The organism is Methylophaga thiooxydans DMS010 (genome assembly GCF_000156355.1).
GTDB classification, from domain to species: domain Bacteria; phylum Pseudomonadota; class Gammaproteobacteria; order Nitrosococcales; family Methylophagaceae; genus Methylophaga; species Methylophaga thiooxydans.
Window position 1 is genome coordinate 19152 of sequence record NZ_GG657888.1, and the last position, 22508, is coordinate 41659.

Here is a 22508-nt window from a genome sequence, read left to right on the forward strand (position 1 = left end):
TGATGAAATTGAACATCCGAACATTTTTGCTCTGGCTGGCAGGCCTGACTTTAGTAGCACAAGTGGCAACCGCTGCGCTGCCGCTGGACTGGTTTGCAGAAAAAGGCGAGATGCCCACTTTGGCGCCTATGCTGGATCGTTCCAAACCGGCCGTGGTCAATATTGCTACCCGTAGTGAAGTCAGAGTTCAAGATAACCCACTGCTCAATGATCCATTCTTCCGCCACTTTTTTGATTTACCTGCTCAGCCTCGCACCCGCCCACGCCAGAGCTTAGGTTCAGGCGTCATTATTGATGCCAAGGAAGGGCTGGTCATCACTAATAATCATGTAATTCGTGGTGCTGATGAAGTGACCGTCTCGCTTCATGATGGTCGTAGTTTTCAAGCAGAGATTGTTGGTAGCGACCCGGCCACCGATGTCGCTCTGATCAAAATTGACACTGACGGTCTGGTTGCTCTGCCCTTAGCTGATTCTGAGTCGCTCCGCGTCGGTGATTTTGTCGTGGCGATAGGCAACCCGTTTGGCCTTGGGCAAACAGTCACCTCCGGTATTGTCAGTGCATTAGGTCGTAGTGGCCTCGGTATTGAAGGTTACGAAAACTTTATCCAGACAGATGCCTCTATTAATCCAGGCAACTCTGGCGGTGCTTTGGTTAACCTGCGCGGCGAATTAGTGGGTATTAATACCGCTATTTTCTCACCGGGCGGTGCCTCTGCCGGTAATATCGGTATAGGCTTTGCGATACCGAGCAATATGGTCAAACAGATCAGTGATCAGTTACTAGAATTTGGTGAAGTCAAACGGGCTTACCTTGGCGTTCAAATGCAAGATATCACCCCTGAACTGGCGCAGGCATTTTCTATTGATATACAAAAAGGCGCGGTCGTCACCCATGTCGTGCCTGACTCAGCAGCTGATGCCGCAGGTCTTAAAGTCGGCGATATCATCACCGCCGTCGACAATGCCCAACTAATCAATGCAGATAGTCTTCGCAACACAATTGGCTTGATGATGGTCGGCCAGAAAGTGAAGTTGGATATCATTCGTGATGGAAAAGCCAAAACACTCACAGCCAAGGTCAAGCAAACCCGTCAAACCGAGTCTAATGGCACGGTGCATCCAAAACTAGCTGGTGCGACGTTCGGAGACATTGAAGAAGACTCACCCTATTTCGGGCAAATTGAAGGCGTGATGGTGTATTCGGTTAAACGCGGCAGCCCGGCATGGCAAGCAGGTCTGCGCGGTGAAGATGTTGTCACCTCGGTGAACCGCCGTTCTGTGGCTAACCTGGAACAATTCAAACCCATGGTGAAAAATACCGAGCAGATTCTGCTGAATATTGTGCGCGGCAGGCGGGCAATGTTTTTATTGTTGAAATAAGTTTTTAGGTCACGCTGACACTCAACAGCGTGGCCTTATTAATCCCGCTCTAAAACCAGTCTCTGGCTATATACAAACACACCATTTGAAAACAACATCCACTCCACCGTGATGGCATCGGCAGTGTGGATAAACACCTCAGAAAAGACTTCCACAAAACGACTACCATGACGTATGCCACCATGACCTCGGCGTTCGCGTTCATGTGCCATGGCGTAATCATCATTAATGCGTAACGAGAACATACTGCCTTTATTCATCAGAAACACCTTGTCGCCTTCAAAATAATGGCTGTTGTACTCTTTGCTCAGTGACATCAGCAATAATGCCGTATTGGATGGACGTATGTCCGCTTCGACCTCTCCTTCTCGGTAATACGGCTCCGGTTGTTCCTCGGATCCTTCACAGATAAGCTCGGATAGCTGGCCATCCCACTCGCCTTTCAGCTTTTCTAATACCTCAAGCTTCTTCTCATGGCCTTGCACCTGAATACGATCATCATCAGACTCAAAGTATTGCTCACCTAAGCTCAGATAAACCGGCGACGGTTCGAAACACTGGAAAGCCTGGACTGCGGGTGACAATAGCAACACCGATAACGATAAAAGCAACCCTCGCAGCATGATGTACTCCTTCTCGTATTTTATTTATGACCATAACAATCACTTTTTGTTAGCAAGCGTATTGCTAGTTGGCATTTCAGCTTATAAGCTGGATGGCAACGCATAGCTGTCTCAGGCTATTCTTGGCAATGACGCCACGTTATATTGAAGAGGATGCAGGATATTATGTCGACTCATTCAGAGACCGTTTTATCTATCTACCAACAAATCGTCGATCGCAATCCAGGTGAGAATGAGTTCCATCAGGCGCTGTATGAAGTACTGGAAACCTTATCACCAGTGCTCGAGAAACAGCCTGAATATGCCAAAAACAAAATTATTGAACGACTCTGCGAACCGGAAAGGCAGATCATTTTCCGCGTGCCGTGGGAAGACGATAACGGTGAAATACAAATCAACCGAGGCTACCGGATAGGTTTCAACAGTGCCTTAGGCCCATACAAAGGCGGCCTGCGGTTTCACCCTAGCGTGAAAATAGGCACGATGAAGTTTCTGGCGTTTGAGCAAACCTTTAAAAATGCGTTAACGGGTCTGCCAATTGGTAGCGGTAAAGGTGGCTCTGACTTTGACCCTAAGGGTAAGTCTGATAATGAAGTTATGCGGTTTTGCCAAAGCTTTATGACCGCACTGTATCGCCATTTAGGTGAAAACACCGATGTCCCTGCCGGTGATATCGGTGTCGGCTCGCGCGAAATTGGTTACCTTTTCGGTCAATATAAACGTATTACTCAACGCTATGAATCCGGTGTCATTACCGGTAAAAGTCCGCAGTGGGGAGGCACCTGGATTCGGCACAAAGCGACAGGATATGGCGCCGTGTTCTTCTGTGAAGAAATGGTGCGTGCGGTGCATAATGAAGAACTGAAAGACAAGGTTGCCGTGGTGTCCGGCTCAGGTAATGTCGCAACGTACGCCATGGAAAAATTACGCGTCATTGGTGCCAAAGTCATTGCTTGTTCTGACTCAAGTGGCGTCATCATTGATCGCAATGGTATTGATGTAGATACCGTCATTCATATCAAAGAAGTCGAACGGGCCCGCATCAAAACCTATCTCGACTTTCATCACGATGCGGAATACATCGATGGCGGTAATATCTGGGATATCCCCTGTGATATTGCCCTGCCCTGTGCTACTCAGAATGAGTTACAACAAGCCGATGCCATCACACTGGCTAAAAACGGCTGCATCGCTGTCTGTGAAGGTGCCAATATGCCCAGCACGCCTGATGCGATAAAGGTCTTCCAGCAAAAAGGCATCGCATTTGGGCCAGGTAAAGCCGCCAATGCGGGTGGTGTTGCTTCTTCAGCGCTTGAAATGCAACATAACGCCACGCACGGCTCAGGCTTTGAGTACAGTGAAGAGCGCCTGCACGAAATCATGAATCATATTCATCGCGACTGTTGTGATACTGCCGAAGAGTTTGGTGAACCACACAACTACGTGTTGGGCGCCAACATTGCCGGCTTCCGACGTGTGGCTAACGCCATGCTGGCATTTGGCATTATCTAATCCGTTAACCGCTTCACGCCGGTCAGCTCTGCTAAGACCAGACTGCCGGCGGTGAGTGCACTCACAGACAAAAAACATCGGCTTTAGCGTTCAACTAGCGACAAGCAAATGGTGTTTTGCTTCTTTAACAACCATGTTGATGACCGTGTTTTTATTGATACGGAATTGATGTGCCCGATCAATTAAATAGAGCCCCCTCAAGTGCCCCCCCGCATATAAACGCTTGATATATATTAAATCTTATCGTACTTTAAATTGTAACAAGCTGTATTTACCCTTTGACTCCACAGCAAAAAAGTTTGTTCAAGGAAGAACCCTCTTAATATTTAACCGAGGTACAAAAAAGGGGGAGTGAATGAGGACAGATGGATTAAGTAAGACGGGATATAACGGGATTTAATGGTTTTAAATGGGAAGAAGCTTTTAATAATGAGGGTTTGAGTAACATTTAAAGCTTATTTAATAATTAATTATGGATCGCGATCATTTTAAATATAGTAAACATTTAGACACATGAATTGCGATCAAGCTCATTAGTGACGACGACCACTCCAAACAACTCGCCCAATAATCGAAAGCTCGTTCTGCAAATCAAAATCCAGTGATATCTCAAAAGGCTCATAAGCTGGATTATCACTGGTAACCTTTAACCGCTGACTTGGTAGGCGCTGTAGCCGTTTAACTAGTAATGACTCACCCATTCTGATTACATAGATGCCGTCACGTTTAGCAACGTTGTCAGTGTGATCAACGAGTATAACGTCGCCTGGACGCAATGCAGGCTCCATGCTCTCACCTTCTACATAAATCAGATATAAATTAGCTGGGCTGCTGTGTAGCTCGTTATATATCCATTCTTTTTTGAATATAAGTGCATCAGTTTCCTCTTCCTCGTGAATGACATAACCGTTGCCAGCTGATGCTTTTACATCAAACAGTGGGATGTGGGCGAATGTTTCCATAATGCTACCAGTTCCTGCTGAATAGTCTTTGATGCTCGATCCCACTTCTTCGTTGGAAGTGGGATCGACTTGCCCCACTTTAGATTTTCGATCCCGCTTTTCATAAGTTTCTGATTCGTTTGAATTTCTATGTGTTGATGATGAATTATCATCAACATCTAAGTGGGATCGAGTTGGAAAGGTTTCGTTCCCCGTCAGCACGTAATACGAATTAAACCCAAGCCCTAATATTTTTTCTAAATAAATAGCATCAGGGCTACGTTCACCTTTTTCATATTTGGCTTGTGACTGCCTTGTGATTCCAACAAAGTCAGCAACATCCTGCTGGGTTAAGCGTAGACGCTTACGCTCCTCTAGTATTCTGCCGCCAATGTAAACTAATGATTCCATTACAAGCCCTTGACAATGTTATTTTATGTGTACATAATTTTTGCAGGTGTTATGTTTTGTTTGCATTTATGTAAACGCTTATATATTTAATTACGGATTGTAACAATGAACTACAAGCAAATACATCAAGCATTGAAAGCCAAAGGTCTTTCTTGGTTAGTCGCTGGTGAAGTAATTGGTTGCACTCATCAGCATGTAATGAATGTTTGTGCAAGACGAGCGGAAAGTTTAAGAGTTGCACGATCAATATCCGTGCTAATCGAGAAAGATATGCAGCAGTTTTCCGGGATATTCCCCGCTATCAGTCTGATGTAAAAACTGATCGCCAAGCCAAAATTGATCAAGCAAAAGCGCGTCTGGCAGAAGCCGGTCTTGCTGAGAGCGCCTAATCATGGTTGATAACTATCCGCATCAAGAGCACTTACATCCGCAAAAAGCACGCGCCCACAAAGCAGTTCAAACCAACGGCGATTCCAGTTCGGCGGCACAAGGTAAGTATCGGCTGGATGAGTGCGCTTCAACGTCGCAATCAAACTTTTTAGTTGATAAAGACGGAATGCCAGTTTCTCCTGGGTTTGGTGATCCAGATCGCCAATCTGCTTACAAAGCGTCGCGGATGAAGGCGGCAATACGTTTTCAACAACTTGCCAAGCAACAGTCTCAGCGAGTTGTGGAAGTTCCTCTGAATTGTCCGGTTCACGTATGTCCGATTTGTCAACTTTCAATGCTTTTAAAAAAGCTGATAGCTCGGATAAAAGCATGGTCGATGAAATGATGATGAATCCATCATTCTGCCCGTGTAAATACGCGGCACTGACGGGTGCTGGTCTGGTTGTTTTCACTTTGTTATCTCCTGTTTGGTTAAAACGCAGAACCAGCCTATCCCGTGCAGTACTGCCGCAACAATCAATAAATTTGGAAGTGGTGTTGTGATGAGAATTCCAAAAAGTAAGGTGGCTTGGAAACGCATCCAGCCGAACAATATAAAAGACGCGCTGCGGCTTAATAAAGAGTACGCCAGACAGTTCAAAAGGCTAACTGTTCCAGCTATCGCTGAACTGATGGCTGTCAGTGAAGACCGCTTATACAAATGGCTCTCTACTGGTGATATGCCAGTCAGTTTTATCCCGGCATATGAGCATATCTGTGAGATGGATTATGTCACCCAATATCTGGGTTACCGAAGTAACAAGCTGATGATTCAAATCCCCACAGGGAAAAAAGTGGATGAACTAGGTTTAGCCGAACTACAGCAGCTTTCTGCAGATGCAATGAGTTTGCTAATCAAGTTTTATCGTGAGGGTGAGTCGGTAGATATCCTTACTTCAGCGCTCACTCGACTGTTAGCTGGCGTGGCATACCACAGAGAAAATGTTATCTCTCAGAGTCAGCCAGGTCTAGATTTTGAGGGCGGTGAAGATGACTGAACAAAACAGGGAATGGTTCACAGCAACTGAATTAGCAAACAAACCAGGTCTTCCAAAGTACAAGCGTGGCGTTAATCAGCAGGCCTCAAAACAAGGCTGGAATACAAGGCAAGTAAAAGTAAGAGGTGGATCAGCAAATGAATACCACCTTTCCAGCCTGCCAGTAGAAACTCAGGCCGCGTTGATAAAACAACACCTGCCGACCCCAGTTAAGAGCAGCTCGGAAAGCACTGAATTTAGCTACGATCCTCAAGCATTATGGCAGCACTATGACAACAAGCCACAAAAACAAAAGGACGCAGCTCAGAACAAACTCAACCTGCTTTTGCAGGTCATGGCTCTGACAGAAAACGGTGGCGCCACACTTAAGAATGCCTTCTTACTGGTGGCTGATCAAAACGACATTAGTGAACGCACCATGCAAGGCTGGTATCACGGTACCAAGAGCAAGAAAGGGGTGAAATTCTATGCTCGTCAAGACTGGTTAGCCGCGCTGGTACCCGGCTTTGTTGGCCGAACGGTCACAGCAGATATGGATACTGAGGCTTGGGAATTTTACAAAGCCGATTACCTTCGCCTGGAGCAGCCAGAGTTCGAAGCCTGTTACTACCGACTACAACGTACTGCAGCCGAACAAGGCTGGAAAATCCCCAGCAAAAAAACACTGGAACGTCGCATCAAAGCCATACCGCTGGCAACCCGCGTTTATCTACGTGAAGGTGAAGCCGGTTTGATCAAACTGTTTCCTGCCCAACAGCGAACAGTCCAAGAGCTACATGCGCTTGAGTGGATCAATGGTGATGGCTACCAACACAACGTGTTTGTTCTATTGCCAAATGGCGATGTAACGCGCATGAAAACGTGGTTCTGGCAGGACGTCTACAGCCGCAAAATACTGGCTTACCGCGTCGATGAATCAGAAAACACCGACTCAATCCGAGCCAGTTTTGGCGATGTTGTGGATCAGTTCGGCATACCCGAACACGTCACTATTGATAACACCCGCGCTGCAGCCAATAAATGGATGACCGGTGGCGTTAAAAACCGCTATCGCTTCACCGTAAAAGAAGATGATCCACTCGGCCTATTCCCTACGCTCGGTATCAAAGTGCACTGGACATCAGTGATTGGCGGCAAAGGACACGGTCAGGCTAAACCTGTCGAACGTGCCTTTGGTGTTGGTGGTCTTGGTGAATATCTGGACAAGCATCCTAAGTTTGAAGGTGCCTATACCGGCCCAAACCCAATGGCCAAGCCAGAAAACTACGCCAAAAAAGCGGTACCCATTGAAACGTTCCTAGCAGTACTGGAACAAGAAATCATTGCTTGGAATGCCAAACCGGCTCGACGCACTGAAATCTGCAACGGCACAAAAAGTTTTGATCAAGCTTTCACCGAAAGCTATCAAACCGCCGTTATCAAAACAGCTAACCAAGAACAACGTCGCATGTGGCTGCTGATGGCTGAAGCCATCAAAGTGCAGAAAGATGGATCATTTAATCTTGATGCCGGATCAGCCACAGGACAAGGCAAAAACCGCTACCACGCGCCAGCGTTGCTCGACTTTGCAGGCCAGAAGATTACCGTTCGTTTTGACCCTCAAGCGCTGCATGAAATCGTCTATGCCTACACCTTAGATAATCGCTATATCGGTGAGGCGCAATGTATTGAAGCTACTGGGTTTGGTGATACTGAAGCGGCTCGAAGCTTCAACAAGCATCGCACTCGCTTTATCAAGGCCACCAAGCTGGCAGCGAAAGCCGAAGTCGCGATGGATGCAATGGAAGTGGCAAGTCGCCTGCCTTTGCAGCCACAGCCTGAAGTCGCCAACCCGAAAGTGGTCAGACCACTTCGCCCAGCGCCAGAACTAGGCCGACACATACCGCAGCCACAACTAACTGACGAACAAAAACAGGATCTGGCTACATTCCAAGCCGAGTTCCAACAGCCACAAGAGCCTGCAGCACAAATCATAAGAAATGATGACCCCAGAGCGCGCTACAAGCGTTGGGTCAATTTAGACCGTCGGTTGCGAGAAGGGAGTCAACTCTCAGCAGCTGATCAGAAATTCTGGGCGATGTACCAGAAAGGCGATGAGTTCCGCTTTATGAGCGAGTTCAGCGCTGACTTTGAGAGCTTCGACGAAACTGTCGAGGCATAAAAAAACAAACCCGCTGGCAGGCGGGTAAGTAAAACGTGATGAGGTAAATAATGACAACAAATCAAAACGTGGTCAACTTGGGAGACAGAGTCGAAGCCTCTGTCACCACGGCACCACTGAAAAACGTCATGCTCTGTACACGATTGCTGGAACAAGCGATGAATCGCCCAGCACATCTACCAGGTATGGTCACTTTCTTTGGCCCGAGTGGCTGGGGTAAATCGTTTGCTGCAGCTTATGCAGCGAATAAATACCGCGCTTACTACGTTGAATGCAAAAGCACCTGGACAAAAAAAGCGCTGCTCCTTTCCATTCTCAAAGAAATGGGCATCCAGCCAGATAAGACCAACTATGACATGGTCGAGCAAATCAGTCAGCAGCTGGCGCTGAGTGGTCTGCCGCTCATCATCGATGAGATGGATCACATCGTCGAAAAGAAAGCCGTCGAAGTAGTGCGTGACATTTATGAAGGATCAAACGCTGCCATCCTGCTGATCGGTGAAGAGAAGCTCCCGACCAAGCTGCTCAAGTGGGAACGGTTCCACAATCGAATGCTGGCTTGGCAAGGCGCTCAACCTGCCGATCTGGAAGACACACGACAACTGTCCCAACTTTACTGCCCGGACATCACCATTGCTGATGACCTGCTCGAACGCATCCAGCGTGAAAGCATGGGCGTCGCCCGTCGAATCTGCGTCAATCTCAACCAAGTTCAGCAAGCCGCCTACTCAGCTGGTACCGACCAAATCGACGTCAAACTCTGGGGTAACCGTCCCCTCTATACCGGCGACGCACCCAGGAGGAAGGTTAAATGACACAGCCTGTTCATATCACAAGAGCAAACGGCAAGCTGTCAGGTAGAGATGCCTGCTGGCAAGCCATACGTGAATTGAAAGTGTTTTCTTTACTTGACCTGGAAGCACACACCAGTGATCACAAACAGCTGAATGAAGTGAATCGCCGAACAGCCAGAACCTACGTGATAGGGCTGGAAGGTGCTGGCTATCTGGAACGCACCACCAAGCGCATGGGCGGTGCCATTGTCTGGAGGCTGACTCGTGATGTCGGTGTGAATGCACCTCGCGTCAACCGCAAAGGTGACCACGTCACTGGTGGCGAGAGCCGTGAACAGATGTGGCGAACCATGCGAATTCTGAGTGATTTCAGTTGGCGTGATTTGGTGGCATCAGCCTCTACGGAAGAAACACCTATCGAACCGAACACTGCCAAGGATTACATCACCTTTCTGGCTAAGGCGAATTATCTCAAAGAGATAATCCCAGCCAACCATGGTGGTGGTCTGGCGCGATACAAACTATTACCCGCGATGAATACCGGTCCAAAGCCGCCGATGATTCAACGCATTAAACAAGTCTTTGATCCCAATTTAAACAAGGTCGTATGGCCAAAGGATGGTGAGTAATGGATGAAGCGACAGTAGACGTAATTCAACAATTAATGGCATGGCACCAGAAACGAGTTGATGAATTGCAGCTGATAGTGGATCAAAAAGGTGCCTCTATCAAAATCGGTGAAGAGATTGAAATAACCGATCCGGAGGTGCTCAAAGGCGTTCATTTAGGCGTGAAGATTAGTTTGTCACTGCTTGGCAAGTTACCCATTTCATTAAAGGAAGGTGAGTAATGCTGATTTTAACAAGACGTGTGGGCGAAGCCCTGATTATCGGTGATGACGTTGTCGTGAATGTGCTTGGTACCAAAGGTAATCAAGTCCGGATCGGGGTTGAAGCCCCAAAAGATGTCTCTGTTCATCGTGAAGAAATTTATAACCGCATTCAGAAAGAAAAGGATGACAACAAATGAGCGACTGGAAACAAGTACTCAAAACCGAATGTGAGAAAACATCACAAGCCAAGGTGGCCGCTGTTCTCAGACAGAATGATGGCTTTCCTTCACCAACCGTGATTAACCAGGTCATCAAGAGTAAATACCCCGGCAGAACTGACCGACTGCAAGCACTCATTGAAGGCAAGTTTATGTCCGGCAGTGTGCAATGCCCGGTGGTTGGTGCTATCCCCAGCGACCAATGCATTGAATACCAAAGCCGCCCGTATGCAGCAACAAACCCGACACGCATTCAACTTTATAGAGCCTGCCGTGGCGGCTGTGAACACAGCAAAATTGGAGCCTAATCATGAACAAGAATTTGGGTAACGACATCATCAGCAAAAAAGTAGAAGACGTTCGCCACTGCTTAGCAGAACTAGCACGACGTGGCCTCACCATTACCGATATCAACATCGGTGAAGCCAGAAAGCCGACCATCACCATCGTCGGCTACAACGACAGTCCAGGTGGACTTAAGGGCGGCACAAAAACCCGCATTAAAACCGGCCTACGTCGTCTCGAAACCTACGCCACAGAAGTCAGCGGCTGCCAGGTGCAGTGGAAAGTTGTGGCTTAAACAGGAGTAACCCATGAATACAGCTATCAATACAGAGCAACACAAGGTGAACGCACAAGGTCACCTTGTACCCATTAGCAAAATCAAACAAATCGATCTGGATCGTGATGATCTTATCGAAGAACTGTTTGGTAAGGCCGAGTTGCTGCGAGAGCAGATGGTCGCCTTCAAAGCTCAGGCGATGAATGACGTTTATGCCTTCGTCGAGCTTGTTGCAGAAAAATACGATGCCAAGCTCGGTGGCAAAAAAGGCAATATCAGCCTCACCAGCTATGACGGTAAACGCCAGATTCGCATTCAAATGGCCGAGCTGTTGCACTTCGATGAGCGTGCTGAAGCAGCTAAATCCCTGATTGATGAATGCATTCAAGAATGGTCAGAAGGCAGCAACGACAATATCAAAGCCCTGGTCGATCACGCCTTCAAAACCAACACTGAAGGCCAGCTTAGTGCTGCCCGAATCCTCGGACTGCTGCGGCTGGAGATTGACGATCACAAATGGAAGCAAGCCATGGAGGCGCTGAAAGATTCGATGCAAATCACTGGCTCCAGCGCCTATGTGCGTTTCTATTACCGCCCGACCACCGAGAGCAAGTTTCAGAATCTGGCTCTCGATATGGCTGCTCTGTGAGGTCTTCTATGGAAATGATTGTATTCGAAGACAGGGGCCAGGACTTTCTGGAGTGGGACATCGATGAAGATGGCGTCGTTGTTGATTCAAGACCATTTCAGGCTGGTATCTGGAGTGGCACGTTTGTATCAGACATAAAAGTTGGTGAGCGACCAACCGTCACCAGTCCCCGTGATGGGGTTCAACGACAGTTGAAGTATCGCGTCATCGATATTCAGCCTAAATCCGCTTAACCAACGGCGCGTCAGCAGACAGGTGGTGCCAGCAAAAAACTAACAGACTGCAGCTGAGACGGTGGGTTTTATAACCTTTCTCCCCGCCGGGCAACGCCGACTGATCCACGAGACGGATTACTTAGCCCCTTCGTTGGGGTTAAGGCAGTGAAAAATCCGGGAGATGATATGGATGAATTAAGGAACCCAATCTGTTTTGCACGTTGCATCTGGCGGTCGCTTAGTCGTGGTCGGTATATATCTGGTCACAAGTACAAAACAGCAAAAGAGGTTACACCGGAAAACATTCATATCCTCCGCTGTAAACATTGTGGCCATAACTCCATTGCATGGAGCTGGGGATCGTTAGAGGAATCCAAATAATGAACATGAAAGAAGCAAGCGAGATGCGACCAGACATACTCACTATCAGTGGTGAATACTTTAACTTTATGTGTCCTGAAGAGTCTGAGTTCGACATTTACGTTGCCGCTCATGGCCTATCAAACATTTGCCGCTTCGCTGGCCACACTAATAAGTTCTACAGCGTAGCCCAACATTCGGTTTATGTGTCTGAAATTGTACCGCCTGAAATGGCTTTGCACGGACTGCTGCATGATGCCGCAGAGGCGTTTGTTGGTGATGTGGCCAGACCACTGAAAAACCTCTTGCCCGATTATCGTGAAATAGAGAAGCGTGTTGAAAAAGCCGTGTTAGGCCGTTTTGGGTTAGACGCTGAGATGCCTGCAGAAGTGAAGCACGCAGACTTGGTCTTGTTAGCCACAGAGCAGCGTGACTTGATGGCACCACACGATGATGAATGGCCGTTAATTAAAGATATTGAGCCATTAAAAAAAGCCATTGAACCAGTGTCTCCCAGCACAGCGTTTTTAATGTTTGTTGGCCGTTATCTACAAATCGTGGGGCAGCTATGAGTTCAAGACAAAAGCTAATCCAGCTTGTTCATATCGGCGCTAGCCGCTTGTTTAAGGACGAAGAAGCTCGTCGCACATGGCAAGGAGACCATACCGGTGAACGTTCGTGCAGCAAGATGACGGACAAAGAATTGAAACATTTAGTCAATTTGCTACGTGATGCCAAAGCGATTAAACCACCTAAACGCGCAGGCAGAAAGCCATTCAATCGCAGCCCGTATATGGCAAAAATTGAAGCCTTACTGACCGATATGCAACTCAGTTGGGAATACGCTGAAACCATAGCCTGGCACGTCACCGGTGGTAAAGGCCATGCAACAACAGGCCGTCCTGGTATTGAACGTCTGGAGTGGGTGCACAAGCGTCAGCAGTTTGAAGCGATCATTGCCGCGTTATATCAGGAACAGAAAAAACGCAGCCTGCTGCAAACCGTTGAGTACCTACTGGATGCCATGAACCTGAGCGAAAGCTATGTCGAGAAGCTGGTAGCAGGCCGTGCGAATGCCAGCAAGTGGCGTCGTAATGTGCCGCTACTCAATGCCATCGTCGATCACCTTAATGACAAAGTCGCGTTTGAACGTGCCACTCAAGTAGCGCTGCCATAAGCAAGGTACCGAGCCAGTGAATTTACCTGATTATTTACCACCTGTAGCCAGAGAGATAGCCGATGTGATCGGTCTTGATGGACTGTTGCGTCTGGTGAAACAGTTCGGTGGTGTCACTATTCGAGTGCCGGGGCAAGGTGACCTAAAGCAAGTGCTTAGTCCAGATCAATACAAACAGTTCGTGCATACCTTCCGTAATGAGAAAATCGCCATCCCCAAGCTTCAAGCAAGGCTATACCAAGTGGATCTGGCAGAGACAAGCCGTCTGCTTGATCAAGGCTTTACCAAAGCAGAAGTCGCCCGGACACAAAAAATTACTGAACGCGCTGTCTACAAACGCCAGGCTAAACAGCGTCAACTTGAAAATGACAAACAACAGGATCTCTTTTAATGTTCGATTTTATCAATCCACTCACAACTGATGACTTCAACGATAGTGTTGAGTTTTTATACCCTAATTTTTTGCCTAAAAAACAAATCACTATGATCTATGCCGATGGCGGCATGGGTAAAAGCTGGTTGCTTTTCGGGCTGGCAAAATATGCCACTGAACACAACAGTGGTAGTGAGCAAGGCGCGATGAATGTGCTGTACATCGATGTCGATAACCCCATCAGTGTGCTGAAAGAGCGTGGCATCGAACATAAACTGATCGAAGCCTGCCCGAATCTAACCTACTCGCACCGCAGTAAGTTCAATGGTGAGCCACTCGAACTGCTGGATGAGCTTGAAAACAGAGCCTATGGCAACGCGTTTAAAAACATGCTGCTGATGCTGGACAGTCTCAGAGACTTTGGTGATATCAATAATGACCTGACAGCCATGCGGATCGGCAACAAGCTGAAAAAGATACGTGACGCCGGTGCCACCATTATTGTGTTGCATCACTCCACCAAGAACGGCAGCAACTATCAAGGATCAAACAACCTACGTAACAGCGTCGATAATATGTACCGTCTTATCAAAGCGGACTCGCCCGAAGGTGAAATTCGCTGGCTGCTCGAAGTTAAAAAAGAACGTGCTGCCATTGCCAATATCGCACTAAGAATAGAAGTGGCAGATCTGTTTTTAACCGAACTGGATCTCGACGAAGTCACACTCAACGATGAAGAAAGAGCGTTTATCGACAAGGTAAAAACCGTGCTGAAGGAGCAAGGTAGTTTGAATAAAACCAAGCTACTGGACGCCTGCGGTCACAAAAAAGATGATAAAACCGCCCGTGATAGACTAGATCGCTTTGACCGTATTCACTGGCAATCTGAGAAAATAAAAGGTGCTTACACCTATAGTTTGGTTTAACAACCACTACAACGCGAACAACCTATCTGCTAAGTTGTAGCGGTTGTATCGGTTGTTGATAAAAGGAACTTAAAAATGAAAAAACTCGCTTTTTGTATCTATGCGCTACTACTTTCTTCATCAGTTTTTGCAGCCGATGACTCACTCTTCCAGCCATGGTGTGATGCTTTCACTGCTCAGGGTATGGTGAGTTTGGCAGCGAATCGCATTTATGGCAGCCCCAGTACATTGAATGATGAGCAGTATGAGTCGCGTAGTAACTGGGTAAATAATAGCTACCGAATGGCAGCTGAGAGATTTGCAGCCCGTTCCGGGCAGAGTTTTGAAAAAGTAGATATGGATGCAATGTCAAACGGTTGGGTTCAACGGTGTCAGCTGAAAGACCAAGTCCAATGAATCTTATAGGTAAATTTCCAGCTTGGTTATAACTTCCAGCCAGTCTGAAAAAAATAACTCAAGATTGCCCAGACTTCTAAAACCTGCTTAACTAAATTGTAGTAACACCCCAGCGCCCTGAACTCATTCAGGGCGTTTTTGTTTGTGCCAGAAAGCATCATGCAACCCATGGACACAAACAAAACCTACCCAGAACTTTTCCTCAAAGCAGTCAATCATGTCTTGAAGATTGAAGGCGGCTATGTGGATGATCCAAACGATGCCGGTGGCGAAACCAACTACGGCATCAGCAAGCGTCAATACCCCCATCTTAATATCAGACTGCTGACATTAGATGATGCCATTGCACTCTATTTCCGTGACTACTGGCAAGCCTATGGCTGTGGCGATTTGCCACCAGTCATTGGTTGTTTCTTGTTTGACTCGGTAGTAAACCACCGGCCCAAAACAGCAATCAAATTCCTTCAATGCGCTTATCGCGTGGAAGTAGATGGTGTGATCGGTGATGAAACGCTTGGCGCTATCAGACGTTTCGCTAATAACGAAGACTACCTTACTAACAAGCTCACTCTCAGCCTTGCCTATCGGGCTGACTTCTATCATGACCTCGCCGTTGAAAACCCATCACAAGAACGCTTCATTATGGGCTGGATGCGCCGTCTGTTTGTGTTGCAGCAATTTATCAATACAGAGGTGACTCATGGAGCCGATTAGCATTGCTTTAGGATTAGCGCAATTCGTGCCGGGGCTAACCCGGCTTTTAATGGGGGATAGGGCTGGTAACGTCGCTGATAAGGTTGTTAAAGCAGCCAATGCAGTAACGGGCGCAGGTAACGCTGATGAAGCCTTAGCCAAAATAAAGCATGATCCAGAGCTTCAACTAAAACTGCAAAAAGAAATGAACGTTATCGTTCTCGCCGAACTAGAAGCCGAGAACAAGCAGTTGGCCACCATCAACGCCACCATGCGAACCGAGTACACCTCTGGCGATTCATTCGTCCGTCGCTGGAGACCTTTCTTCGGTTACACCATTGCCGTGACATGGTTTGTACAAATGTCTGCTTTGGGCATTGTGATCGTTATTTCACCGAATGACGCTCCTGCTGTTATCAATGCCATGGTCAACCTATCTGGTATGTGGGCAATCGCGCTTGCTGTGCTGGGTGTCTCAGTGAAAAAGCGTTCTGATGATAAACAAGTGTCAGCCGGACAAACGCCACCTCCGGGCGTATTTCAGAATCTATCTACTCTTTTAAGCCGTAACAAGGAAAGTAAATAAGCATGGTGGACGTGTTCGACCGCGCCCAGGAGCGCGAACAAAAAGACAGGGATATCGCGATTCAGACGGTGCTTCGAAGTAGCAGAGAAACAGAACAACCTGATGAAGAAAACGGTATTCGCTATTGCTTGGATTGTGGTGAGCCGATTCCAAATAAAAGACTGGAAGCAAGACCAGACGCGGTGCGCTGTGTGGACTGTCAAAACATTAAGGCTAAGCGGGAGCGATAAATGGAATTAGATTACACCGCATACAGGTTTTGGTTTGATGTGTTTCTGGCTTTTTTGTTTGCAGGTAATTGGGTTTACACCTGGCTAATCAATCGCCATCGCGTGAATAAAACAGAGATTAAAGAAGTGAGCCAGCAGATAGTTAAAGTAGTTAGCCGAATGGATATCGTTGAAGAGCGAATGAATGGTGCACCAACGCATACCGACCTTAGCAATATCTACAATCGCATGAATGGAATGAGTGAAAACATCAGCGAAATGACTGGCTCTTTGAAAGCCATGACAACCCAGCTAACGCTAATCAATGACTATCTGTTACGAGGAGATAAGCGGTGAGCTTTAATCAAATACTCACAGAATCTATTCGTCTTGCCTTATTGCAGGCATTGGAGCAAGACCCTGGCTACTCGCATAACGAAAACATCTTGCAAATGATTTTGGCCAGTGTTGGTCATGATGTGTCTGCTGATCGTGTTCGTACCGAATTGCGCTGGCTGGAAGAGCAAGGTCTGCTGGCGATTACAACGGTTGGTGAATTGTTGATTGCCAAGGTGACTCAGCGTGGCGTCGATGTTGCGCTGGGGCGGAGCCGAATTGATGGTATTGGGAGAGCGCGACCATGATTAGAAAATTAAAGAACTGGCTGTTACAGCAAGATATAAAGAGCTTCGGCAAAGAAGTGTTAAAGAGTGTGGTTATTTTTTGCTACATCATTGCCGCTGGTTATTTCTTTGGTGTTGGGATGTCACATTCTTATTCACCCATCACCATCAGCGTAGAGACGACTGAATAATGGCTCGCGCCTCATCCATTGAGCAATTGCCAGCCGATATTCTGGAGCAGCTGCAAACCCTGTTGCGAGATCCGCGAGTCTCACAACTGGATGCCACAGCACAAATCAATGCCATCCTTGAACAGCTCGGCACTGATGATCGCGTCAGCAAGTCTGCGGTCAATCGATATGCCGTCAAGATGAAAGATGTCGGAGCCAAACTACAGCAATCACGCGAACTGGCCAGCATGTGGATCGGCAAGCTGGGCGCTGCACCGCAAGGCCAGGTTGGTAAGTTAGTCAATGAAATCATCCGCACGATGGCGTTTGATTCAGCAATGCATATGGCTGAAGGTGATACCCCTGTAGAGCCAAAAATGCTGGCTCAATTGGCACTCGCTGTTCAGCGACTGGAGTCAGCGGCCAATATGAATGAAGAGCGAGAGAAAGCCATCAGAGCCGAAGCCGCTAACGAAGCTGCAGCGACAGCTGAAAAGTCTATGGTCAGCCAAGGCATGAGCCAAAAAGCAATTGATTCAATCAAGACAGAAATACTGGGGCTGGGTTAAGCGATGGGCGCTGCTTTAGCCATATACAAAGATTACGATCCGAATGATGTCCTGCTGCCATATCAAAAGAACTGGATGGCAGATGACAGTATTCTTAAGCTTGCTGAAAAGTCACGACGTACAGGTTTAACTTGGGCTGAAGCAGCCGATCAAGTATTAGCCGCCTCATCGTCAAAGGCTGCGGGCGGTACCAACTGCTACTACGTTGGTTCTAATAAAGAGATGGCCGTAGAGTTTATTGATGCTTGTTCGATGTGGGCTAAGTCATTCAATAAGGCTGCCTCAGCCATTGAAGAGGAAATCTTTGAAGATGAAGACAAAGATATTCTCACCTTCACTATTCGCTTTGCCAGCGGCTTTAAGATTCAGGCACTCAGCTCACGACCCAGCAATATGCGTGGTCGTCAGGGTAATGTCTGCATTGATGAGGCGGCATTCCATGATGCACTTGATGAGCTTTTAAAAGCTGCGTTAGCTCTGACGATGTGGGGCAGCAAAATTCGAATCATCTCTACGCATAATGGCGTAGAAAACCTGTTCAATGAACTCATCGAAGACAGTCGATCTGGAAAAAAAGATTACAGCGTTCATCGAATCACACTGGATGATGCGTGTGAAATGGGTCTCTATAAACGCATCTGCCAAATTCAGAAAATTCAATGGACACAAGAAGGCGAAGACGAATGGAAAGCTGGGCTTCGTAAAAATACTGCCAGTACCGAAGATGCCGAAGAAGAATATGACTGCGTCCCCAAACAAGGCGGTGGCACCTATATCAGCCGCGCCCTACGTGAGTCCCGCATGCATGATGTGCCGGTGCTGCGCTATTCCGGTACCGCCGAGTTCAACCTGTGGCCAGAGCATCTTCGCCAGGCAGAAATGCTGGCCTGGTGTGAGGTTAATTTAAAGCCGCTTTTAGACCAGTTAAATCCCAATTTACGCCACGTTTTAGGCGAAGATTTTGGTCGCTCCGGTGACTTAACCGTGCTGACACCGATGACCATCAGTCAGCAGCTCAGGCGCGTAGTGCCATTTATGGTTGAACTGCACAACGTGCCGTTCAAGCAGCAAGAGCAGGTGCTGTTTTATATCTGTGATCGTTTGCCTCGATTCAGTGCGGCCAAGCTGGATGCCCGTGGTAATGGTCAGTATCTGGCAGAGCAAGCCAAGTACCGCTATGGCGTCAATGTGGTCGAAGAAGTGATGCTTAGCCAAAGCTGGTACCTGGATAATATGCCCAAGTTCAAAGCTGCGTTTGAGGACGACACCATTCTTATCCCGCGTGATGCCGATGTCGCAGACGATATCGGTGCGCTGCAAGTGATTAAAGGTGTACCGAAATTGCCCGATGGTAAAACCGATGCTGCCAAAAGCCGACACGGTGACGCAGCGATTAGTTTGGTCATGGCGCATGCTGCCAGCTTTGATTTGGCTTCACCGATTGAGTGGACAGCAGCCCCCAGCAAAACCGAACGCGACAACCCCGACAACGACTACAGCAGCCTGATGCAAAAAGGCGGTGGATGGTAACAATGGAACAAGTAAGAACAAGTCAAATCGTAGATGCCGCTGGTAAGCCAGTACAGGTGCGAGAAGCACTGAGTGAAGAGCAAACATCCAAGCTCGGCTTTATCAGTAAAGAGTTTGAGAACCATCCTTCAGGTGGTTTAACACCACGCAAGTTAGCCAGCATTCTGCAAGCAGCTGAACAAGGCAATCTGGTCGAACAGGCCGACCTGTTTGAAGATATGGAAGAAAAAGATGCCCATGTCTTTGCGGAAATGAGTAAGCGAAAACGGGCGTTGATGGGTGTCGATTGGGATGTGGTCGCACCGCGTAATGCCGATAAAAAAGAAGAAGCGCTTGCCGAAGAGGTCAAAGAGTGGCTGCTTGACATGGAAGACTTCGAAGATCACCTTTTCGATATCGGTGATGCGATTGGCAAAGGCTATTCGATGCTGGAACTCGGTTGGCATAAGCTGGGTAAAACGCTGTTACCAACGCTAGAGCATCAATCAGCACGCCTATTTACCATCGATGAAAATGATCGCAAAAAGATTCTGCTGCGTAACAGTGGTGGCAGAGGTGATGAATTGTGGCCGTTTGGCTGGGTAACGCATGTTCATAAAGCCAAGTCTGGCAGCATTGCCCGTGGCGGTTTGCATCGTATCCTCGCATGGCCATACCTGTTTAAAAACTACAGCATTCGGGATCTGGCCGAGTTTCTGGAAGTCTATGGCATACCAATGCGACTCGGCACTTACCCCAGCGGTGCCAGTGATGAAGAAAAAAATACCTTGCTTCGCGCCGTCATTGGTATCGGCCACAGTGCTGCAGGCATCATGCCCGATGGTATGGATGTCGATTTTAAAGAGGCCGCCAAGGGAGCCAGCGACCCATACCAGTTTATGATCAACTGGTGCGAGTCGGTTCAGTCTAAAGCGATTCTCGGTGGCACCTTAACCAGTACGGCACAAAATACCGGTCTGGGTTCTAACCTGGGTGATATCCATAATGAAGTGCGTCATGATCTGCTGGTCAGTGACGTGCGGCAAATTGCTGGCACCTTAAACCGTGACCTACTTTGGCCAATGGTTGCACTCAATATTCCCGGTGCCGATCCACGCCGTGGCCCACGTATCAAGTTCATCTCTGAGGAAGGTGAAGAACTTAACGAACGCGCCGAACGCGATAAGCTTTTGTTCGATATGGGCTACCGGCTTAACCAAGAAAAACTGACGGAGATCTATGGTGAAGGCTATGAACCGGTTCCAACTAACACCCCTGAACAAAATGATGCTGCACGCCCGAATGCCGCCGCTACCGCTGCAGCCAAAGCCGGTGATAATGAAACAGAGTTAGATGGTGTTGTGAATCAACTGGCAACACAAGCACAGTCACCGTTAGACGACCTTTATAACCGTATTAAATCCTTATTAGAGGAAGTGGATGATAACGGTGGCACGCTAGAAGACTTTCAGGATCGCCTGGTCGAAGCATTCGGTTTTCTTGACCCGGAAGAACTTGCTGACGTGATTCAAATGGCGCTGGCCACCGCTGAGCTGGCTGGGCGTTATGAGGTGTCTGAAAATGACTGAAATAGAAAATGAAATTCAAAAGAAAGAACTTAACGCTCCAAGGTTAACTCCAGATATGCTTCAGGCTGTAATCAAGTCAGAGCAGTATCACGTATTTGAAGGAAGCCAATTAACTGTCTGCTGCTTAACTTTACAAAATGGCTTTACTGTAACAGGTGAATCAGCTTGCGCTAGTCCAGAAAACTTCGACGCTGAAATAGGTGAGAAGATAGCCTATGAGAATGCCAAAAATAAAATCTGGCAACTGGAAGGTTATCTGCTGAAGCAAAAATTGCATGAAGCTGGCTAAATGAACATCAATTACGGCTCCATGCCTTTCAATAAAGCGGTTGATGCGTTTCGTGACAAGCTGAACCTGCCGACGGCATCCTGGACAGATATCTATGAGGGCCAGCATGCCCGTGCCTTTGTCATTGCCGGGGCGATGAAAGAAGACCTGCTTAACGATTTTCGTTCATCAATGGACAAAGTGATTACTGAAGGCATGAGCCTGAAGGACTTTCGCAAAGACTTTGATCAGATAGTCAGCAAGCACGGCTGGGGCTATAACGGTGGTCGCAACTGGCGCAGCCGGGTTATCTACGAGACCAATCTGTATCAAAGCCATAACGCTGGTCGATATGCCCAGATGCAGCAAGTCAAACACACTCGACCATTCTGGCAGTACATACACAATGATGCTGTCGAGCATCCACGGCCAGAGCATGTAGCCTGGGACGGATTAATCCTTGATGCCGACGACCCATTCTGGCAGACCCATTACCCCCAGAACGGCTGGGGTTGCAAGTGTCGGGTCAGAACACTCAGCAAACGCGATATGGATAAGCTCGGTAAAACTGGCCCGGATAACGCTCCTGCAGTAGAACTGGAAGATAAAGTGGTCGGTGTCCGAGGCCCGTCGCCTCGTACCGTAAGCGTACCCAAAGGTGTTGATCCGGGCTTCGCCTATAATCCAGGCAGAGCCGCTTTTGGTGAGCAGCTGGCTGATGATGTGATGGCGCAATACACAAAAACACGCACTCAGTGGACAACGCTCACACCACAAGGCTGGGCTGAAGCTGGCAGAGAACAACAGATACCTTTCACCAAGTCGCCGGTGAAGTTGGGATCACGCTTAAATAAAAAAGCAGAAGTATATGAGCAGCTGCAAAAACAAGTGGGTGAAGAGAAACTCTACACCCCCGGAGGCTTACCGTTTCTGCTCAACAGCAAGGCATTATCAGAACATATTGATCCCGCCCGTGCTGAGTTCCTGCCGTTACTGGACGACTTGCTGACCAATCCTTATGAAGTCTGGTTATCGTTCCAGCAACACAACGGCACTGGCAAAGTGGTGCTGCGCTCTCGCATTGTCAAAGCCTACGATATCGGTAAAGGCCGGTACCTGGTCGCGGTGGCCAATGTGAGAAAGGGGTTACTGGAAAGCTGGACGTTTATCCCGACATCACGCCGTAATTACCTGAACAGTCAGCGTAAGGGGTATCTGGTGTATGGGGATGAAGAATGATGGGGCCACTTTTCCTGACGCACCAGGTTGGCGGGTTTTTGATGCTATGGGCGTACGCGCCAGCATCGCAACCGATAAACATAGTATAGGTGAA

Annotated in this window: 32 protein-coding genes; 29 read left to right on the top strand and 3 right to left on the bottom strand. The window is 47.8% G+C overall.

What is annotated here, in order from left to right; translation table 11 throughout:
* Positions 1–2 precede the first annotated feature (2 nt).
* Positions 3–1382 carry a DegQ family serine endoprotease gene (locus MDMS009_RS02770; protein WP_008290334.1) on the top strand — a complete coding sequence of 460 codons (1380 nt, stop codon included), beginning with the start codon at positions 3–5 and terminating at the stop codon, positions 1380–1382.
* A 38-nt stretch (positions 1383–1420) separates the two neighbouring features.
* Here the strand turns inward: MDMS009_RS02770 and MDMS009_RS02775 are convergent, their stop codons facing one another.
* Positions 1421–2005, bottom strand: a complete 585-nt coding sequence (locus MDMS009_RS02775; protein WP_008290351.1) for a hypothetical protein — start codon at positions 2003–2005, stop codon at positions 1421–1423.
* A 165-nt stretch (positions 2006–2170) separates the two neighbouring features.
* Between MDMS009_RS02775 and gdhA the strand changes: the two genes are divergently transcribed.
* Positions 2171–3517: an NADP-specific glutamate dehydrogenase gene (gene gdhA, locus MDMS009_RS02780; protein ID WP_043887865.1), complete on the top strand. Its 1347-nt coding sequence runs from the start codon at positions 2171–2173 to the stop codon at positions 3515–3517.
* 533 nt (positions 3518–4050) lie between these two features.
* Here gdhA and MDMS009_RS15730 read toward each other — a convergent pair.
* Positions 4051–4869, bottom strand: a complete 819-nt coding sequence (locus MDMS009_RS15730) for an XRE family transcriptional regulator (RefSeq protein WP_008290350.1) — start codon at positions 4867–4869, stop codon at positions 4051–4053.
* Positions 4870–4974: 105 nt separating this feature from the next.
* Between MDMS009_RS15730 and MDMS009_RS02790 the strand changes: the two genes are divergently transcribed.
* Positions 4975–5184 carry a hypothetical protein gene (locus tag MDMS009_RS02790; RefSeq protein ID WP_008290360.1) on the top strand — a complete coding sequence of 70 codons (210 nt, stop codon included), beginning with the start codon at positions 4975–4977 and terminating at the stop codon, positions 5182–5184.
* Between the two features lie 74 nt (positions 5185–5258).
* Here the strand turns inward: MDMS009_RS02790 and MDMS009_RS02795 are convergent, their stop codons facing one another.
* A complete protein-coding gene (locus tag MDMS009_RS02795; RefSeq protein WP_008290335.1) occupies positions 5259–5711 on the bottom strand; it encodes a hypothetical protein in 453 nt (150 codons plus the stop codon).
* Positions 5712–5726: 15 nt separating this feature from the next.
* Here MDMS009_RS02795 and MDMS009_RS02800 point away from each other — a divergent pair, with 15 nt between their 5' ends.
* The 26 genes from MDMS009_RS02800 to MDMS009_RS02920 all read left to right on the top strand — a co-directional run bounded on the left by MDMS009_RS02800 (position 5727) and on the right by MDMS009_RS02920 (position 22414).
* On the top strand, positions 5727–6296 hold the full coding sequence (locus MDMS009_RS02800) for a hypothetical protein (RefSeq protein WP_008290339.1): 570 nt from the start codon (positions 5727–5729) through the stop codon (positions 6294–6296).
* Complete coding sequence (locus tag MDMS009_RS02805; RefSeq protein WP_008290354.1) at positions 6289–8457, top strand: transposase domain-containing protein; 2169 nt, start codon at positions 6289–6291, stop codon at positions 8455–8457. Before MDMS009_RS02800 ends, MDMS009_RS02805 begins: the two co-directional genes overlap by 8 nt.
* A gap of 50 nt (positions 8458–8507) precedes the next feature.
* Positions 8508–9272, top strand: coding sequence for an AAA family ATPase (locus MDMS009_RS02810; RefSeq protein ID WP_008290142.1), 765 nt, complete (start codon positions 8508–8510; stop codon positions 9270–9272).
* Complete coding sequence (locus MDMS009_RS02815) at positions 9269–9880, top strand: hypothetical protein (protein WP_008290358.1); 612 nt, start codon at positions 9269–9271, stop codon at positions 9878–9880. The genes MDMS009_RS02810 and MDMS009_RS02815 overlap by 4 nt, the downstream gene beginning before the upstream one ends.
* Complete coding sequence (locus tag MDMS009_RS02820; RefSeq protein ID WP_008290147.1) at positions 9880–10101, top strand: hypothetical protein; 222 nt, start codon at positions 9880–9882, stop codon at positions 10099–10101. The genes MDMS009_RS02815 and MDMS009_RS02820 overlap by 1 nt, the downstream gene beginning before the upstream one ends.
* Complete coding sequence (csrA, locus tag MDMS009_RS02825) at positions 10101–10280, top strand: carbon storage regulator CsrA (RefSeq protein ID WP_043887800.1); 180 nt, start codon at positions 10101–10103, stop codon at positions 10278–10280. Before MDMS009_RS02820 ends, csrA begins: the two co-directional genes overlap by 1 nt.
* On the top strand, positions 10277–10609 hold the full coding sequence (locus MDMS009_RS02830) for a hypothetical protein (protein ID WP_043887799.1): 333 nt from the start codon (positions 10277–10279) through the stop codon (positions 10607–10609). Before csrA ends, MDMS009_RS02830 begins: the two co-directional genes overlap by 4 nt.
* Positions 10610–10611: 2 nt before the next feature.
* Complete coding sequence (locus MDMS009_RS02835; protein WP_008290127.1) at positions 10612–10881, top strand: hypothetical protein; 270 nt, start codon at positions 10612–10614, stop codon at positions 10879–10881.
* 13 nt (positions 10882–10894) lie between these two features.
* Positions 10895–11512, top strand: coding sequence for a DUF3164 family protein (locus tag MDMS009_RS02840; RefSeq protein ID WP_008290166.1), 618 nt, complete (start codon positions 10895–10897; stop codon positions 11510–11512).
* 8 nt (positions 11513–11520) lie between these two features.
* Positions 11521–11745 (top strand): hypothetical protein, encoded by a 225-nt coding sequence (locus MDMS009_RS02845; RefSeq protein WP_008290122.1) that lies wholly within the window; start codon positions 11521–11523, stop codon positions 11743–11745.
* 362 nt (positions 11746–12107) lie between these two features.
* The gene (locus tag MDMS009_RS02850) at positions 12108–12659 is read left to right on the top strand and encodes an HD domain-containing protein (RefSeq protein ID WP_237700449.1); all 552 of its coding nucleotides are present in this window, start codon (positions 12108–12110) and stop codon (positions 12657–12659) included.
* Positions 12656–13264: a regulatory protein GemA gene (locus tag MDMS009_RS02855; protein WP_008290338.1), complete on the top strand. Its 609-nt coding sequence runs from the start codon at positions 12656–12658 to the stop codon at positions 13262–13264. The genes MDMS009_RS02850 and MDMS009_RS02855 overlap by 4 nt, the downstream gene beginning before the upstream one ends.
* Before the next feature lie 16 nt (positions 13265–13280).
* Positions 13281–13655, top strand: coding sequence for a hypothetical protein (locus tag MDMS009_RS02860; RefSeq protein WP_008290342.1), 375 nt, complete (start codon positions 13281–13283; stop codon positions 13653–13655).
* Positions 13655–14563, top strand: a complete 909-nt coding sequence (locus tag MDMS009_RS02865; protein ID WP_008290124.1) for an AAA family ATPase — start codon at positions 13655–13657, stop codon at positions 14561–14563. The genes MDMS009_RS02860 and MDMS009_RS02865 overlap by 1 nt, the downstream gene beginning before the upstream one ends.
* A 75-nt stretch (positions 14564–14638) precedes the next feature.
* Entirely contained in the window at positions 14639–14959 is a 321-nt protein-coding gene (locus tag MDMS009_RS02870; RefSeq protein WP_043887798.1) for a hypothetical protein, read from the top strand.
* Between the two features lie 168 nt (positions 14960–15127).
* The gene (locus MDMS009_RS02875) at positions 15128–15673 is read left to right on the top strand and encodes a glycoside hydrolase family 108 protein (RefSeq protein ID WP_008290134.1); all 546 of its coding nucleotides are present in this window, start codon (positions 15128–15130) and stop codon (positions 15671–15673) included.
* The gene (locus MDMS009_RS02880; protein ID WP_008290135.1) at positions 15660–16238 is read left to right on the top strand and encodes a 3TM-type holin; all 579 of its coding nucleotides are present in this window, start codon (positions 15660–15662) and stop codon (positions 16236–16238) included. Before MDMS009_RS02875 ends, MDMS009_RS02880 begins: the two co-directional genes overlap by 14 nt.
* A gap of 2 nt (positions 16239–16240) precedes the next feature.
* Positions 16241–16468 carry a TraR/DksA family transcriptional regulator gene (locus tag MDMS009_RS02885; protein WP_081443580.1) on the top strand — a complete coding sequence of 76 codons (228 nt, stop codon included), beginning with the start codon at positions 16241–16243 and terminating at the stop codon, positions 16466–16468.
* On the top strand, positions 16469–16804 hold the full coding sequence (locus MDMS009_RS02890) for a DUF2730 family protein (RefSeq protein ID WP_008290353.1): 336 nt from the start codon (positions 16469–16471) through the stop codon (positions 16802–16804).
* Positions 16801–17091: a VpaChn25_0724 family phage protein gene (locus MDMS009_RS02895; protein WP_008290323.1), complete on the top strand. Its 291-nt coding sequence runs from the start codon at positions 16801–16803 to the stop codon at positions 17089–17091. The genes MDMS009_RS02890 and MDMS009_RS02895 overlap by 4 nt, the downstream gene beginning before the upstream one ends.
* Positions 17088–17261: a hypothetical protein gene (locus tag MDMS009_RS16205; protein ID WP_008290347.1), complete on the top strand. Its 174-nt coding sequence runs from the start codon at positions 17088–17090 to the stop codon at positions 17259–17261. Before MDMS009_RS02895 ends, MDMS009_RS16205 begins: the two co-directional genes overlap by 4 nt.
* On the top strand, positions 17261–17809 hold the full coding sequence (locus MDMS009_RS02900) for a DUF3486 family protein (protein ID WP_008290117.1): 549 nt from the start codon (positions 17261–17263) through the stop codon (positions 17807–17809). The genes MDMS009_RS16205 and MDMS009_RS02900 overlap by 1 nt, the downstream gene beginning before the upstream one ends.
* Positions 17810–17812: 3 nt before the next feature.
* The gene (locus MDMS009_RS02905) at positions 17813–19339 is read left to right on the top strand and encodes a terminase large subunit domain-containing protein (RefSeq protein ID WP_008290169.1); all 1527 of its coding nucleotides are present in this window, start codon (positions 17813–17815) and stop codon (positions 19337–19339) included.
* A gap of 2 nt (positions 19340–19341) precedes the next feature.
* Positions 19342–20907 carry a DUF935 domain-containing protein gene (locus MDMS009_RS02910; protein WP_008290130.1) on the top strand — a complete coding sequence of 522 codons (1566 nt, stop codon included), beginning with the start codon at positions 19342–19344 and terminating at the stop codon, positions 20905–20907.
* A complete protein-coding gene (locus MDMS009_RS02915) occupies positions 20900–21196 on the top strand; it encodes a Gp49 family protein (RefSeq protein WP_008290712.1) in 297 nt (98 codons plus the stop codon). Before MDMS009_RS02910 ends, MDMS009_RS02915 begins: the two co-directional genes overlap by 8 nt.
* Complete coding sequence (locus MDMS009_RS02920; protein WP_008290145.1) at positions 21197–22414, top strand: PBECR2 nuclease fold domain-containing protein; 1218 nt, start codon at positions 21197–21199, stop codon at positions 22412–22414.
* Positions 22415–22508 lie beyond the last annotated feature (94 nt).